This window comes from Beggiatoa alba B18LD (genome assembly GCF_000245015.1).
GTDB lineage: Bacteria > Pseudomonadota > Gammaproteobacteria > Beggiatoales > Beggiatoaceae > Beggiatoa > Beggiatoa alba.
This window is the reverse complement of sequence record NZ_JH600070.1, coordinates 1125717-1141080: the sequence shown is the minus strand read 5'-3', so window position 1 is coordinate 1141080 and position 15364 is coordinate 1125717. Positions and strand designations below refer to the sequence as shown.

Here is a 15364-nt window from a genome sequence, read left to right as displayed (position 1 = left end):
AGCAAGCTATTTACTCTCCTAATTTATTAACCCCTAAATATACGGATATAAAAAAATGCCTTTGAATTTAAAGTCAAACAGTAAAGCGATAAAAGATTATTACACCCAAGTAAAAGACCTGTTAGACACAAATCAAAACAATGAGGGCGCAGTTGCTCCAAAGTTTTCAGCTTTAATCCAACACTGCTTAAGCCAATTTCCTCACCTTGATTTAGTTGAACAATATTCAATCAAACGAGACAAACGGAAACCGTTAAGAGCTGACGGCGCATTAGTGGATAAACAAACGAAAGTCTTGTTATATGGGATATGGGAAGCGAAGGACAGTAAGGATAAGTTAAAGAAAGAGGTGGATAAAAAGTTTAAAGAGGGTTATCCGAAGGACAATATCTTATTTCAAAGTCCTGAATACGTGATTTTATACCAACATGGCAATTTAGCGTTTGAAGAATCCACAGAGAACCCCGAGCATTTAATCACCGCTTTAGACCTGTTTCTAAGCTACAAGCCGCCCGTTTATGAACAATGGGAAGAGGCAATCGAGGCATTCAAGGACAAAGTCGGCGAGCTAGGCAAGTCTTTAGTCAAAATCATCAATGGCGAATTAAAGACAAACAAAGCCTTTATTCTGGCTTTTGAAGACTTTGCAACTATTTGTCGTGTCTCGATTAACCCCAATTTATCACAAGATGCCATTATCGAAATGTTGGTTCAACATTTATTAACCGAGCGTTTATTTAGAACGATTTTTGATAATCCTGATTTTGCTAATAAAAACGTTATCGCTCGGGAAATTGAAAAAGTTATACAAGCCTTAACAGTTAAATCCTTCAGTCGCAAAGAATTCCTAAAAAGTCTCGACCGCTTCTATGTCGCTATAGAAGAAACCGCCAGTACAATCCACTCATACAGCCGAAAACAGGACTTTTTAAACGCGGTTTATGAAAACTTTTTTCAAGGCTTTGCGGTTAAAGTTGCAGACACCCACGGGATTGTTTACACCCCTCAACCCATTGTCGATTTTATGGTGAACTCCGTTCAAGAGATTTTAAAACGTGAGTTCGATAAAACCTTATCAAGTCCTGATGTTCACATTCTCGACCCATTCACAGGCACAGGTAACTTTATTTTACGGGTCATGCAGGAGATTAACCCATTGGGTTTAGGGACTAAATATAATGAATCACTCTATTGTAATGAGGTGATGTTGCTTCCTTACTACATCGCCAGCATGAACATAGAACACGCCTACTATGAAAAAACGGGTAAATATGAACCATTTCAAGGAATTTGTTTAGTCGATACATTTGAAATGTTAGAAGGCAAACAATACGGATTCGGTTTTAACATCCCTGAAAACATAGAACGGGTAAAGCGACAAAAAGACTCGCCTATTTTCGTTATTTTGGGAAACCCACCTTATAACGCTTGGCAACAGAACGAGAATGACAACAATAAAAACCGTAAATATCCCCATTTAGATGCAGTTATTGCGGATACTTATGCAAAAGACTCTAAAGCCACGAATAAAAATTCCTTATCCGATGCGTATATTAAAGCCTTTGCGTGGGCAACAGAACGGCTTGCAGGGCGAGAAAATGGCGTTATTGCTTTTGTGACTAATAATGGATTTTTAGAAGGGATAGCAACGGATGGAATGCGTAAGCATTTAGCCAAAGATTTCAATAAAATCTATATATTAGATTTAGGTGGAAACTCAAGAAAAACAGATGATGATTTAGGCAATGTATTTGGCATTCGTGTTGGTGTCTCTATCGCTATTTTAGTAAAAAACCACAATAACCAGACCTCCGAAATCTACTACCACCGTATGGAAAAAGGCTTAAAAAAAGAGGAAAAATTAAGCCTACTAGAAGAGAAAAAACAGTTTTCTAACTTAACCCTAAAACAGATTATCCCTGATGATAAAGATAACTGGATAACTGAGGGTTTAAAAGCTGATTTTGACACCTTTACACCTATTGGGTCTAAAGAAGGGAAGGCGACAGAAAGCCATGCAGAAGAGGTTATTTTTAAACTATATAGTGGTGGAATTAAGACAAACCGCGATATATGGGCTTACAACTTTAATGCGGCTGAACTTGCTAAAAACATACAGTTAAGCATTGATACTTATAATGAACATGTTTCTAAATATTCTCGTTTAACGTCAAAACTAAAAGGAGAAGAAGAATTTATCGATAGTTTTGTAACCTACGACGATAAAAAATTAAGTTGGTCAGCCACATTAAAAGGTTTTTTAAAACGGAATATCGACGCTAACTTGAAACAAGAAAGCATCAGAACAAGTTTGTATAGACCATTTACAAAACAATTCCTTTATTTCGACAGAATGTTTAACGAAAGGGTTTACCAATTCCCCTCTATTTTCCCCACCCCAGAAACTGAGAAAGAAAATAAGGTTATTTGTATAGCTGGAGTAGGGAATAGAAAAGGATTTGGATGTTTAATTACAAACCACATTCCCGCTCTCGATTTAGCATTTGAAAAAACACAATGCTTCTCGTTTTACACCTACGCCGAAGACGGCACGAACCGCACAGAAAACATAACCGACTGGGCATTAACGCATTATCAAGAACACTACCAAGATAAAAGCCTCAATAAATGGGATATATTCCATTATATTTATGGTGTTTTGCATCACGAAGGCTACCGAGAAACCTATCAAGCCAATTTAAAGCGAGAACTGCCGAGAATCCCCTTATTAAGCGATTTTTGGGCAATCAGTCATATAGGCAAACAACTCGCAGAACTACATTTAAACTACGAAACCCAAGCCGAATACGAGTTAGAAATCGACTGCCCTGATAGACTTGATTATCGTGTTGAAAAGATGAAATTTAACAAAGACAAGACCGCGATAATTTACAACGACAGCCTGACACTAAAGGGAATCCCAGCCGAGGCATTAGAATACCGCTTAGGCAACCGTAGTGCGTTAGATTGGATAATCGACCAGTACCAAGTCAGCACCGACAAACGCAGCGGCATCATCAACGACCCCAACAACCTAGACGACGAACAATACATAATCCGCCTAATCCGTCAAATCATCACTGTGAGCATAGAAACGGTTAAATTAGTTAAAGCGTTATCAAAACAACCACTTTAAATACACCTAACTATTCAACGCCTTGTAACGACTCATAAAAAAGTCAACATAACGCCTTGTTTCATTTTTCTTTTAACTTCCGTTGAAAATGAAAAATCAAGCAAATTAGGTTGCATAATAAATTATGGTTCAGATAGTCATTCTGTAGTGTGTTTACTTTAAGTAAAAAGTTTATCTGTGTAGCGTTATATACAAAATTATATAACGCATAGTTAATTATCGGACAAAATACAAGTGGTTTATATATTTTTGCATATAAATCAATATTATAAATAAAGGTATTGTTTTTGCTTATAGGAATAGCGGTTCATCTTGCTGTCTCTGAGGTTTAAAAACATGTCATCTAAACTCATGCTCTCTACATCTGAAATTGAATTAACAGCAGATATCACACGCTGCCCATTACATGGTATTGATGGAACGGCGTTACCTGAAGTTATTCCCCCCTCAACCCGTATTTTGCAAGTTGTCGGAGAAGCACGTTTACGGGCATTAGTTTTCCATCATCACGCTTTATTGCTCAAAAGTCCGATTGCTCACTTATTTACCCAAGAAGAAGAACAATTTTGGACAGTTGTCACAAAAATCGCTGACTTTTTTGTCGAAGCCTGTGGCGGAAAAAACTATTATTCAGAAGCTTATGGTCGCCCGCAATTACGTCGTCGTCATATTCCTTTTATGATTGATGAAGCAGGACGCGAAATTTGGTTAGCCTTATATCAACAAGCATTGCGAGATGTTGATTTTCCAAGCAACGTTTTAGAAGAGTTTTGGACATGGATAGAAGCCTTATCTATTCGCTTAGTCAATCAACGACATGGAAATATCCCCATTAAACGGGTTCATTTTGATAGTATTAAATCCTTTTTTACACGCACACCTATCAATCAACACTCAGAAATTAAACAAGAATTTCAGATTTTACCACCAATTCCCACCACCGACAGTATCACCTCTACCGATGCATTAAGTCGCCAAGAACGTGCGACATTAAGCATTTTTGGCGAAGTGAAAAAGCCATTAACCATTAACTTAATTGATTTATTTGATTTACCCACCGCCAGCATTTTAATGCCTCCCGTTATCTGCTCAATGACATATAAACAATTAGACACAGAACATTTATATAAAGGGGTGTTGTTAAAAAATCTCTTAAATCGCGCCATGATTAAAAGTGAACGCCCGTTATATCGTACCCCTTTATATATCGTCGTCACCGCTTACGATGGCTATCAAACTGTTTTTTCATGGCACGAAGTGTTTAATGCCACAATTGGCGATTCAATTTTATTAGCTTACAGTAAAAACAATCGTTTATTAGAAGATAAAGCAGGCTGTTTATGCTTATTAACCAATCCTGAAAGTTATATGACACCGCGTTTAGTGCGTGGGGTAAAAAGTGTCGAAGTTCGCCGTATTTCTGATTAATGCAAAAATTTACAATAATTTCTCATTTTTATAGAGATTAAGTAAATATTAATCATTATAACTTATTGAATTTTATATTTATTTTAAATAAGCGCTTATATTAATCCCACTGAAAATAGACCAATCAGTCTTTTTTCTTCACCGATAGCTTTTTGTTGCTATGCAACGTAATTTATTTATAAATAGACGCTTGCATTGTTAGTTTATATTGATAACATAGCCAAAAAAAATTATACCTATAAATAAAACTAATAAATTGCAGTACCACCATCGGAGGAACAAAAGTCAGTTATGTCTGAATTAGATACCTTCCCTAAGCTATTGGTTCACCATGCAAAACAGCGTCCTCATCGAGTCGCCATTCGTGAAAAAGATTTCGGTATTTGGCAATCGTGGACTTGGTCACAAGTTTATGAGCAAGTCCGTGAATTAGTTTGTGGTTTATCCGCGATGGGCTTACAACATGGGGATAAAGTCGCCATTATTGGCGATAATCGCCCCCGTTTATATTGGGCAATGACAGCAGTCCAAACCTTAGGCGCGATTCCCGTTCCTTTGTATCAAGACGCTGCCACAGAAGAAATGCAGTATGTGCTAGAACACGCTGAAGCACGTTTTGCCTTTGCCGAAGACCAAGAACAAGTCGATAAACTCCTCGAAATTAGAGACCGTTGTCCCTACTTAGAACATATCATTTATGACGACCCGCGCGGAATGCGTTTTCATGAAATGTATGAAAAAGCCTTTTTGCACAGTTATACCCATACACAAGAGCGCGGACGACATTATCAATTTGATAATACAGGTCTATTTCCCAGTGCGGTGGAGGAAACCAAAGCCAGCGATACCGCCATTATTGTTTATACTTCAGGCACAACAGGTCGTCCAAAAGGGGTTATGCTGTCGCACAATAACTTAATTGTTACCGCTCGTAATGCGATAGAACGTGATGGTTTAACGGATAAAGAAGAAGTTTTAGCCTATTTACCGATGGCGTGGGTGGGCGACAATCTTTTTTCATATGCACAATACTATGTTGCGGGCTTTTGCGTGAATTGTCCTGAAAGTAGCGATACGGTTTTAACCGATTTACGTGAGTTAGGCCCTACCTATTTCTTTGCCCCGCCCCGTATTTATGAAAGTCTGCTCACGCAAGTGATGATACGTATGGAAGATGCAGGCTATTTAAAACGTTGGTTGTTTCAATATTTTATGGAGTTTGCCAAACAAGTCGGCGTTAAAGTGTTAGATGGGCATGAAATCCCTTTTGCCGATAAATTGCAGTATCAAATCGGGCGTTTTTTACTCTATGAACCCTTAAAAAATGTCTTAGGACTTAGTTGCATTCGCTTGGCTTATACCGCTGGGGAAGCAATTGGCCCTGAGATTTTCCAGTTTTACCGCTCTTTAGGCATTAATGTAAAACAGCTTTATGGTATGACTGAAGGTTCTGTCTTTGTCTGTACGCAATTAAATGGTCAAGTGAAACCCGACACCGTTGGCACACCATCGCCCCAAGTCGAAATGAAAATTTCTGACACAGGGGAAGTGATTTTCCGCAGTCCAGGCGTTTTTCAGGGCTATTTTAAAAATCCTGAAGCAACCGCAGAAGCAAAAGATGCAGAGGGCTGGTTTCACACAGGCGATGCAGGTTTTTTTGATGATTCAGGGCAGTTAAAAATTATTGACCGTGCAAAAGATGTCGGTAAATTGACCAATGGGGCAATGTTTGCACCGAAATATATTGAAAATAAACTGAAGTTTTTCCCCCACATTAAAGAAGCGGTTGCCTTTGGGGATGGGCGTGATTATGCCACTGCTTTTATTAACATCGATTTAGGCTCAGTCGGTAACTGGGCAGAACGTCGTAACCTAGCTTATACAGGTTATAACGATTTAGCAGGACAAACCGCTGTTTATGACTTGATCGAAAAATGTATCGAGCAAGTCAATTTTGACCTGTCACAAGAGCCACATCTGGCTGATTCACAAATTAAACGCTTTTTAATCCTTCATAAAGAACTGGATGCCGATGATGGTGAATTAACTCGCACGGGTAAAGTGCGCCGTCGTCCGCTTGCGGAAAAATACGCAACTCTTATCGACGCGCTGTATTCCGCGCAAGAATCCATCAACGTAGAGGCAGCGGTTAAATTTGAAGATGGGCGTGAAGGGGTTATCCGTGCCACGTTAAAAATTCGGCAAACAAAAACCTTTACCCCCCTTGCGAAAGCCAGTTAAGAGGATGCGAAACAATGGCAGTCACAGGCAGAAGAATCGGCGAAACGCTGTTAAGTGTGGACAACATTAGCTTGAGCTTTGGTGGTGTTAAGGCATTAACCAATATTAGCTTTTCCGTCAAAGAGCATGAGATTTTAGCGATTATTGGCCCTAATGGTGCGGGTAAAAGTTCCATGTTAAACGTGATTAATGGCGTTTATCATCCACAAGAGGGCAAAATCACGTATAAGGGACAAACACGTGCGAAGATGAAAGCGCATGAGGCAGCGCAACAAGGTATTGCCCGTACCTTTCAAAACATTGCGTTATTTAAAGGAATGAGCGTCTTAGATAACATCATGACAGGGCGTTGTTTAAAGATGAAAAGTAATTTTCTCTTACAAGCCTTTTATTTAGGCGCGGCAAGACGGGAAGAAATCGAGCATCGGCGAAAAGTTGAGGAAATTATCGACTTTTTACGTATTGAATCGATTCGTAAAACCCCTGTTGGTCGCTTGCCTTATGGCTTACAAAAACGGGTAGAACTTGCCCGTGCGTTAGCGGCTGAACCTGAATTGTTATTGTTGGATGAACCCATGGCAGGCATGAACGTCGAGGAAAAAGAGGATATGTGTCGTTTTATCCTTGATGTTAATGATGAATTTGGCACAACGATTGTGCTGATTGAACATGATATGGGGGTCGTGATGGATATTTCTGACAGAGTGGTCGTGTTGGATTATGGGCGCAAAATTGGCGATGGTACGCCTGATGAAGTGCGGAATAATCCTGAAGTTATCGAGGCATATTTAGGAAATTCCCATTAAAGCCAAGTTGTTACAATATCATACTGTCTTTAAAACAATAAAAATTTACAAAATCATTCGCGCACCGCTTCAATAAAAAAACTAATTGCGCGGAAGAATCCATCAAAATCAAGGAGAAATTTCACGTGGCTGGAGAAATAGCGTTTTTCTTCGAAGTGCTGATTTCAGGCTTATTATCAGGCGTGATGTACGCCTTAGTCGCTTTAGGTTTTGTGTTAATTTATAAAGCCTCTGGTGTCCTCAATTTTGCGCAAGGAGCGATGGTGTTCTTTGCTGCACTCACTTATGTTGGTTTATTAGAAAAAGGCTTAAGCATCTGGACTGCCATCGCCCTGACTTTGGTCATTATGCTGGTCGTTGCTATTCTCACTGAGCGTTTAGTCTTGCGTCCGCTGGTCAATCAACCACCAATTACTCTTTTTATGGCAACCATTGGGCTTGCTTTTTTTCTCGATGGCTTTGCGCAATTGGTTTGGGGCTCAGAAGTGCGGGGCTTAGATTTGGGAATTTCTGAATCGCCTGTTGAATTTCTTATCAATCACACGGGGATGTATATCAGCATCTTTGACCTCGTCGCCGCATTGATTGCAGGTACTTTAGTCGTCTTATTAGTGTTATTTTTTAATAAAACCCGTGTTGGGCGGGCATTACGGGCGGTTGCAGACGACCATCAAGCCGCTTTATCTGTCGGCATTCCTTTACAACATATTTGGGTGATTGTTTGGTCAGTCGCAGGCATTGTCGCGCTGGTGACGGGATTACTTTGGGGGTCACGCTTAGGCGTGCAATACAGCTTAACGCAAGTTGCTTTAAAAGCCTTACCTGTGCTGATACTCGGTGGATTTACCTCTATTCCAGGGGCGATTATTGGCGGTTTAATCATTGGTTCTACGGAGAAATTGGCTGAAGTGTATGTCGGTTCTTACGTGGGCGGTGGGATACAAGAATGGTTTCCGTACATGTTAGCGATGCTGTTCTTATTATTCCGTCCCGAAGGGTTATTTGGTGAACGACATATCGACCGCGTTTAGGAGCATTCAGCCATGTTTTATCGTGAAACAGGACAATTTAAATCGCATTATGCTGAAGATTCAGCAATTTTCCCCATTCAACAAGACCGTATTGCTTTATATCTGTTATTAGCCGTTGCTTTTATTGGCGTGCCTTTATTTGCAACAGATTATTGGATGGGGTCAATCCTCACACCGTTTTTAATTCTATCGCTTGCGGCTATTTGGCTAAATATTTTAACGGGTTACGCGGGACAGCTTTCATTAGGCAGTGCTGCGTTTATGGCAGTGGGTGCATTTACGGCGTATAACTTCGCTTTGCGGATGCCATATTTACCGCTGATTGTTGATTTTATTTTAGCGGGCTTAGTTGCGGCATTAGTGGGGGTATTATTTGGCTTGCCAAGTTTACGGATTAAAGGTTTTTATCTAGCCGTTGCAACGCTCGCCGCGCAATTTTTCATCATTTGGTTACTCAATCGCGTGAGCTGGTTTTCCAATAATGATGCCTCTGGCGTGATTAACGCACCTGAAATCATTATGTTTGGTCATACGTTCGGCAGTGTCACGGAACGCTATTTATTAACCCTGCTCATTGTCGCGTTGCTGGCGTTGCTCGCTAAAAATATGGTGCGTTGTCACATTGGGCGGGCATGGATGGCAATTCGAGATATGGATGTCGCGGCAGAAGTGATAGGCATTAAGATGTTAAAAACCAAACTATTAGCCTTTGCAGTCAGCTCATTTTATTGTGGCGTTGCGGGGGCTTTGTGGGCATTTTTATATTTACGCACCTTAGACGCACAAGCCGATGCTTTTTCGCTGGCTGGGTCTTTTCAAATCTTATTCATGATTATTATCGGCGGGGTTGGCAGCATTTTAGGCTCATTTTTAGGGGCTGCATTTATAGTCTTACTGCCAATTTTCTTAAATATTATCGCCAGTTTATTTGGAAGTACCTTAAATGCAGATGTGGTAGCGCATTTAGAAGTGATGATTTTCGGGATTTTAATCATTTTCTTCTTAATTGTTGAACCGCATGGTTTAGCGCGTTTATGGGTAATTACTAAAGAAAAACTGCGTTTATGGCCGTTTCCACATTAATTTTTAGGGCGTGCTAAACAAGTTTTAAACGCATAAAATCAGACATTGATTTATATTATTAAAACAAGGGGATAATCCCCAATTTACATCTAAACGGAGGATTCACACGCTATGCGTATGCACAAAAAAATCATTGCCAGTTTAATGGCTGGGGTTATGTTTAGCGGTTTCAGCTTCAGCACGTTTGCTGCTGAAGAACAATTTATGCCCATTCCAATTTATCGCACAGGCCCATATGCAGCAGCGGGCATTGCGGTTTTTGGGGGGTTCATGGATTACATGGAGATGCTTAATGACCGTGATGGCGGGGTCAATGGGGTTAAATTAGTCTGGGAAGAGTGCGAAACGGCGTATAAAGCAGACCGTGCAATTGAATGTTATGAACGCCTGAAAAAACAAGGAGCAACAGGTGCTACCGCGTTTAACTTCTTAGGCACACCACAAATTTATGCGGTGATGGATAGAGCGGCAACGGATAAAGTACCTTTAGTTTCTATCGGTTATGGACGTTCTGATACGTTAGATGGTAGCGTTTTTGATTATGTATTTCCTTTAACAACCACTTATTGGAATCAATCCACCGCAAAAATTAAATTCATCGGTCAACAAGAAGGCGGTATGGATAAACTCAAGGGTAAGAAAATTGCCCATGTTTATCATGATTCTGGCTATGGTAAAGAAACTATCCCCGTTTTAGAGTTACAAGCGAAAAAATATGGGTTTACGCTGGAACATTTCCCCGTTGCTCACCCTGGTTTAGAACAAAAAGCCACGTGGTTACAAGTGCGTCGTATGGCTCCTGATTGGGTCGTCTTACGCGGTTTCGGGGTTATGAATCCTACCGCCCTGAAAGAAGCCAAGCAAATCGGTTTCCCGCGTGAAAAAATCGTTGGTGTCTGGTGGAGCGGTTCAGAGGAAGATGTGATGCCCGCAGGCGATGCCGCTAAAGGCTTTATTGCCGCTGGTTTCCATCCAGCTGGCACGGACTACCCTGTTATTAAAGAAGTCATGAAACATGTTTATGACAAAGGGAAAGGCACAGTTGATAAAAATCGTATCGGTTCAATCTACTACAATCGCGGTATCATCCACGGCATTTTAAATATTGAAGCCATTCGTGTGGCACAAGCGAAATTTGGCAATAAACCCTTAACAGGCGAGCAAGTACGTTGGGGCTTAGAACACTTAGACTTAACCGAAGCACGGGTTAAAGAACTAGGAGCAGAAGGTTTCTTATCCCCAATGAAAACCTCTTGCGCAAATCATGAAGGCAGTGGCAAAGTCCGCTTTATGCAATGGGATGGGACAAAATGGGTCAATATCAGTGATTGGATAGAACCTGATTATGAATTGACCATGCAACTAACCAAAGAATCAGCAGCAAAATACGCGGCGGAAAAAGGTGTTAAGCCCCGTGATTGCAAAGCGGAAGACGGCAGTTCTTTATAAATCCCTTTCACGGCTGGTTTAGTCTATTTATAACGTTCAATCAATTGATTAACAATAAATCAGATTGATGCCAGCCCAGCCCGCATGATAGCTATGATGAATGATACGAATACCTCTCTGTTTCTGTCTGTCAACAATGTCGAAGTGATTTACGATCATGTGATTCTGGTACTAAAAGGGGTTTCTTTAGAAGTCCCTGAAGGTGGTATCGTTGCCTTACTGGGTGCAAATGGTGCAGGCAAAACCACGACATTAAAGGCAATTTCTAACTTATTAGGCGTAGAGCGGGGAGAAGTAACAAAAGGCTCTATTTCTTTTCGCCATGAACAAGTTGACCAGTTAAACCCTGCGGAATTAGTCAAACGTGGCATTATTCAAGTGATGGAAGGTCGACGTTGCTTTGGACATTTAACCGTTGAAGAAAATCTGCTCACAGGCTCTTATATTCGCCACGATGGACGCGCGGCAATACGTGAGAGTTTAGAAAAGGTTTACCATTATTTCCCCCGCCTTAAAGTCCGTCGCTTAAGTCAAGCAGGCTACACCTCTGGTGGGGAACAACAAATGGTTGCCATTGGGCGTGCGCTGATGGCGAATCCTAAAATGATATTACTCGATGAACCCTCTATGGGACTTGCCCCCCAATTAGTCGAAGAAATTTTCCTCATCGTTAAAGAACTCAACCAACAAGAAAAAGTGAGTTTTCTACTCGCTGAACAGAATACTATCATTGCCTTACGCTATGCCGACTACGGCTATATTTTAGAAAATGGGCGGGTAGTGATGGATGGCGATGCGAAAACCCTAAGCGAAAACGAAGACGTTAAAGAATTCTACTTAGGCTTAAGCAAACATGGGCGTAAGAGTTTTCGGGATGTTAAACATTATCGTCGTCGGAAACGCTGGTTAGCTTAACCCCGTTTCACGTTTCACAAGGGAAGGAATGCCATGCAACAACATCATTCCGTATTTTATGATGATTTAGAAACCTTAGACCCGCATGTTCGTGAATTAACCCTCTTTGCGAGCTTGCCCCGTCAAATTCACCACGCCCAACAAAATTCTGCCAGTTTTGCCAAAATTTTAGCGGGTATCAATGGGGCAGACATTATTAACCGTCAAGCCCTTGCACAATTACCCATTACCCGCAAAAGCAATCTGATTGCGCTACAAGAAAAAAATCCCCCATTTGGCGGACTTGCCGCCCTATTTCCGCGCCAAATGCGCCGTATTTTCTCCTCACCAGGCCCTATTTACGAACCCGAAGCACGACGTATCGATTTCTGGCGGATGGCGCGGGCGTTATATGCGGCAGGATTTCGCACAGGTGACATTGTCCACAACTGTTTATCCTATCATTTCACCCCTGGTGGCTGGATGTTTGATGACGGGGCGCAAGCCTTAGGCTGTGCTGTTTTTCCCGCAGGGACAGGACAAACCGAGCAACAAGTACGCAGTATTACGGATATTCGCCCTAATGCTTACACGGGAACGCCTTCTTTTTTAAAAATCATTTTAGAAAAAGCCCGCGAACTTAACACCGATGTGTCTTGTTTACGCAAGGCATTAGTCTCAGGCGAAGCCTTACCCAACAGCTTACGCCGCGAAATCAATAATGCAGGGATTGATATTTACCAATGTTATGCAACGGCTGATTTGGGCATGATTGCATATGAATCTTCTGCAAAAGAAGGGTTAATTTTAGACGAAGCCTTAATTTTAGAAATTGTTCGAGCTGGTACGGGTGAACCTGTTGCAACGGGAGAAATTGGGGAAGTCGTGATTACCAGTTTATGCCCCGAATACCCATTAATCCGCTTTGCAACGGGAGACTTATCCGCTGTCTTAGCAGAAGCAAGCCCTTGTGGGCGGACTAATGTACGGATTAAAGGTTGGTTAGGACGTGCAGACCAAACGACGAAAATCAAAGGAATGTTTGTACATCCTGAGCAAATAGACGCAGTGATTAAACGTCATCCAGCCGTTAGCTATGCGCGTTTAGTGGTTGATAGAGATAATTTTAACGACATCATGACATTATATTGTGAAGTAAAAGACAATGCACAAACGCCAGAATTAACCAGCGCGTTAGAAAATAGTGTGCAAGTTGTGTGTAAATTAAAAGGCAAGGTGCAATTAGTCAAATGCCAAACCTTAGCCCGTGATGGAAAAGTCATTGATGATATTCGGAAATATGATTGATTAACTCGAACTCGACGAGATTTTATCAATAAAACAGAGACCTGCTAAGTTTTCAAAACTTAGCAGGTCTTTTTTTGTCTGAATCAGAATTTTCAGAATTAGCAGAATTAACCTGAGTTCGGCGAGTTTTATAAAATAAAACAGAGACCTGCTAGGTTTTCAAAACCTAGCAGGTCTGTTGGAACACGCGAAAAGGGTTGACGGACTGGCAGAGATTATTCTCTTGTTTTTCATCAAAATTCACCAGACAAGATTAAAACCTTGTCTGAATCAGAATTTTCAGAATTAACAGAATTAGCGGAATTTAAACCCCTTAAACCAAAAAGTAAGATGAATCATGCTTTTTAATTCTGCTAATTCTGAAAATTTTGTGAATTCTGATTCAGACAAGCTGTTGTTTCTTTAACAGAAACTCGCCGAACTCAGGTAGAATTAAAAAGCATGATTCGATTCACCTTAAATTTTTGGTTTAAGGGGGTTTAAATTCTGTTAATTCTGAAAATCCTGATTCAGACAATGTTTTCATCTTTGTTTTCTCGCAAAACTAGGGTTAATAAGCAATAAAACCTTGCAGATATTTATTTTCTGCAAGGTCTTATAAGTCTAGCAATCGTTTAGTGACTGCTTAGGGATTGTACAAATTAATAGCGATAATGTTCAGGTTTATAAGGACCTGTGACGGGTACGCCGATATAGCTGGCTTGTTCGCTGGTCAGTTCAGTCAGTTTCGCGCCTAAACGTCCTAAGTGTAAGCGGGCAACTTTTTCGTCTAAGTGTTTGGGTAAGACGTAAACTTTATTTTCATATTTGTCGTGGTGATTCCATAACTCGATTTGGGCTAACACTTGGTTAGTGAAGGAGTTGGACATCACGAAGCTCGGATGACCTGTTGCACATCCTAAGTTGACTAAACGTCCTTTTGCTAAAACGATGATGCGTTTGCCATCAGGGAATATAACGTGGTCGACTTGGGGTTTGATTTCTTCCCATTGGTATTTTTGTAAGCTGGCAATGTCAATTTCAGAGTCGAAATGTCCGATATTGCAGACAATGGCTTGATTTTTCATTTTTAGCATGTGTTCGTGAGTAATCACGCGCACGTTGCCTGTGGTGGTGACGAAAATATCGCCTAAGGCAGCAGCATCATCCATGGTGACAATGCGATAGCCTTCCATCGCGGCTTGTAAGGCGCAAATGGGGTCAATTTCAGTAACCCATACTGTGCCACCTAAGCCACGGAAGGCTTGGGCGCAGCCTTTGCCTACGTCGCCATAGCCTAAAACGACGCAGATTTTACCCGCAATCATGACATCAGTTGCGCGTTTAATGCCGTCGACTAAGGATTCACGGCAGCCATAGAGGTTGTCAAATTTGGATTTAGTCACGGAGTCGTTGACGTTAATCGCGGGGACTTTTAGCTTGCCTTGTTTGAACATTTCATACAGACGATGTACGCCTGTGGTGGTTTCTTCGGTAATCCCTTTGACTTCTTTTAACAGGTCGGGGTATTTTTCGTGCATGACTTTGGTTAAGTCGCCACCGTCGTCCAGAATCATGTTGGGTAGCCAGCCATTGGGTCCGAAAATGGTTTGTTCTACACACCAGTCATATTCGGCTTCGGTTTCGCCTTTCCATGCAAACACGGGAATCCCTTGGTCTGCAATCGCGGCGGCGGCTTGGTCTTGGGTTGAGAAGATATTGCAGGATGACCAGCGGACTTCAGCCCCAAGCTCGACTAAGGTTTCAATTAAAACAGCGGTTTGGATGGTCATGTGTAAGCAACCCGCAATCCGCGCGCCTTTTAACGGTTTTTGAGCCGCGTATTCTTTACGAATCGTCATTAAACCGGGCATTTCGGTTTCAGCAATGGCGATTTCTTTGTGTCCCCATGCGGCTAAACCGATGTCAGCAACTTTGTAATCGGGCGTTAAGTTAATGATGGGTTGTGTACTCATTATTGTATTCCTGTAAAAATTTGACGATACGCG

At 41.2% G+C, this 15364-nt stretch carries 10 protein-coding genes; 9 read left to right on the top strand and 1 reads right to left on the bottom strand.

Translation table 11 applies throughout. From position 1 onward, the window contains the following. The first annotated feature begins 55 nt into the window (after positions 1 to 55). The 9 genes from BEGALDRAFT_RS04520 (at position 56) to BEGALDRAFT_RS04480 (ending at position 13376) form a co-directional block, all read left to right on the top strand. Entirely contained in the window at positions 56 to 3136 is a 3081-nt protein-coding gene (locus tag BEGALDRAFT_RS04520) for a type ISP restriction/modification enzyme (RefSeq protein WP_002684098.1), read from the top strand. Between the two features lie 336 nt (positions 3137 to 3472). After that, a complete protein-coding gene (locus BEGALDRAFT_RS17905; RefSeq protein ID WP_002684097.1) occupies positions 3473 to 4564 on the top strand; it encodes a globin domain-containing protein in 1092 nt (363 codons plus the stop codon). A 291-nt stretch (positions 4565 to 4855) separates the two neighbouring features. After that, positions 4856 to 6805, top strand: coding sequence for an AMP-dependent synthetase/ligase (locus tag BEGALDRAFT_RS04510; RefSeq protein WP_002684096.1), 1950 nt, complete (start codon positions 4856 to 4858; stop codon positions 6803 to 6805). Between the two features lie 14 nt (positions 6806 to 6819). After that, positions 6820 to 7611, top strand: a complete 792-nt coding sequence (locus BEGALDRAFT_RS04505; RefSeq protein ID WP_002684095.1) for an ABC transporter ATP-binding protein — start codon at positions 6820 to 6822, stop codon at positions 7609 to 7611. 125 nt (positions 7612 to 7736) lie between these two features. After that, a complete protein-coding gene (locus BEGALDRAFT_RS04500; protein ID WP_002684094.1) occupies positions 7737 to 8642 on the top strand; it encodes a branched-chain amino acid ABC transporter permease in 906 nt (301 codons plus the stop codon). Between the two features lie 12 nt (positions 8643 to 8654). Further along, entirely contained in the window at positions 8655 to 9725 is a 1071-nt protein-coding gene (locus tag BEGALDRAFT_RS04495) for a branched-chain amino acid ABC transporter permease (RefSeq protein ID WP_002684093.1), read from the top strand. A 111-nt stretch (positions 9726 to 9836) separates the two neighbouring features. Then, positions 9837 to 11174 (top strand): ABC transporter substrate-binding protein, encoded by a 1338-nt coding sequence (locus BEGALDRAFT_RS04490; RefSeq protein WP_002684092.1) that lies wholly within the window; start codon positions 9837 to 9839, stop codon positions 11172 to 11174. A 93-nt stretch (positions 11175 to 11267) separates the two neighbouring features. Beyond that, positions 11268 to 12089 carry an ABC transporter ATP-binding protein gene (locus BEGALDRAFT_RS04485; RefSeq protein WP_002684091.1) on the top strand — a complete coding sequence of 274 codons (822 nt, stop codon included), beginning with the start codon at positions 11268 to 11270 and terminating at the stop codon, positions 12087 to 12089. 33 nt (positions 12090 to 12122) lie between these two features. Next, positions 12123 to 13376 (top strand): phenylacetate--CoA ligase family protein, encoded by a 1254-nt coding sequence (locus tag BEGALDRAFT_RS04480; protein ID WP_002684090.1) that lies wholly within the window; start codon positions 12123 to 12125, stop codon positions 13374 to 13376. 641 nt (positions 13377 to 14017) lie between these two features. On the opposite strand, the gene ahcY is transcribed toward BEGALDRAFT_RS04480, so the two are convergent. Beyond that, on the bottom strand, positions 14018 to 15331 hold the full coding sequence (ahcY, locus tag BEGALDRAFT_RS04475; protein ID WP_002684089.1) for an adenosylhomocysteinase: 1314 nt from the start codon (positions 15329 to 15331) through the stop codon (positions 14018 to 14020). Between the last annotated feature and the right edge of the window lie 33 nt (positions 15332 to 15364).

Excerpts from the sequence above, each read along its gene's own strand:
- BEGALDRAFT_RS04490 (WP_002684092.1), top strand. The coding sequence starts at position 9,837 with ATGCGTATGCACAAAAAAATCATTGCCAGTTTAATGGCTGGGGTTATG.
- BEGALDRAFT_RS04485 (WP_002684091.1), top strand. The coding sequence starts at position 11,268 with ATGATGAATGATACGAATACCTCTCTGTTTCTGTCTGTCAACAATGTC.
- ahcY (WP_002684089.1), bottom strand. The coding sequence starts at position 15,331 with ATGAGTACACAACCCATCATTAACTTAACGCCCGATTACAAAGTTGCT.
- BEGALDRAFT_RS04510 (WP_002684096.1), top strand. The coding sequence starts at position 4,856 with ATGTCTGAATTAGATACCTTCCCTAAGCTATTGGTTCACCATGCAAAA.
- BEGALDRAFT_RS04495 (WP_002684093.1), top strand. The coding sequence starts at position 8,655 with ATGTTTTATCGTGAAACAGGACAATTTAAATCGCATTATGCTGAAGAT.
- BEGALDRAFT_RS04480 (WP_002684090.1), top strand. The coding sequence starts at position 12,123 with ATGCAACAACATCATTCCGTATTTTATGATGATTTAGAAACCTTAGAC.
- BEGALDRAFT_RS17905 (WP_002684097.1), top strand. The coding sequence starts at position 3,473 with ATGTCATCTAAACTCATGCTCTCTACATCTGAAATTGAATTAACAGCA.
- BEGALDRAFT_RS04505 (WP_002684095.1), top strand. The coding sequence starts at position 6,820 with ATGGCAGTCACAGGCAGAAGAATCGGCGAAACGCTGTTAAGTGTGGAC.
- BEGALDRAFT_RS04520 (WP_002684098.1), top strand. The coding sequence starts at position 56 with ATGCCTTTGAATTTAAAGTCAAACAGTAAAGCGATAAAAGATTATTAC.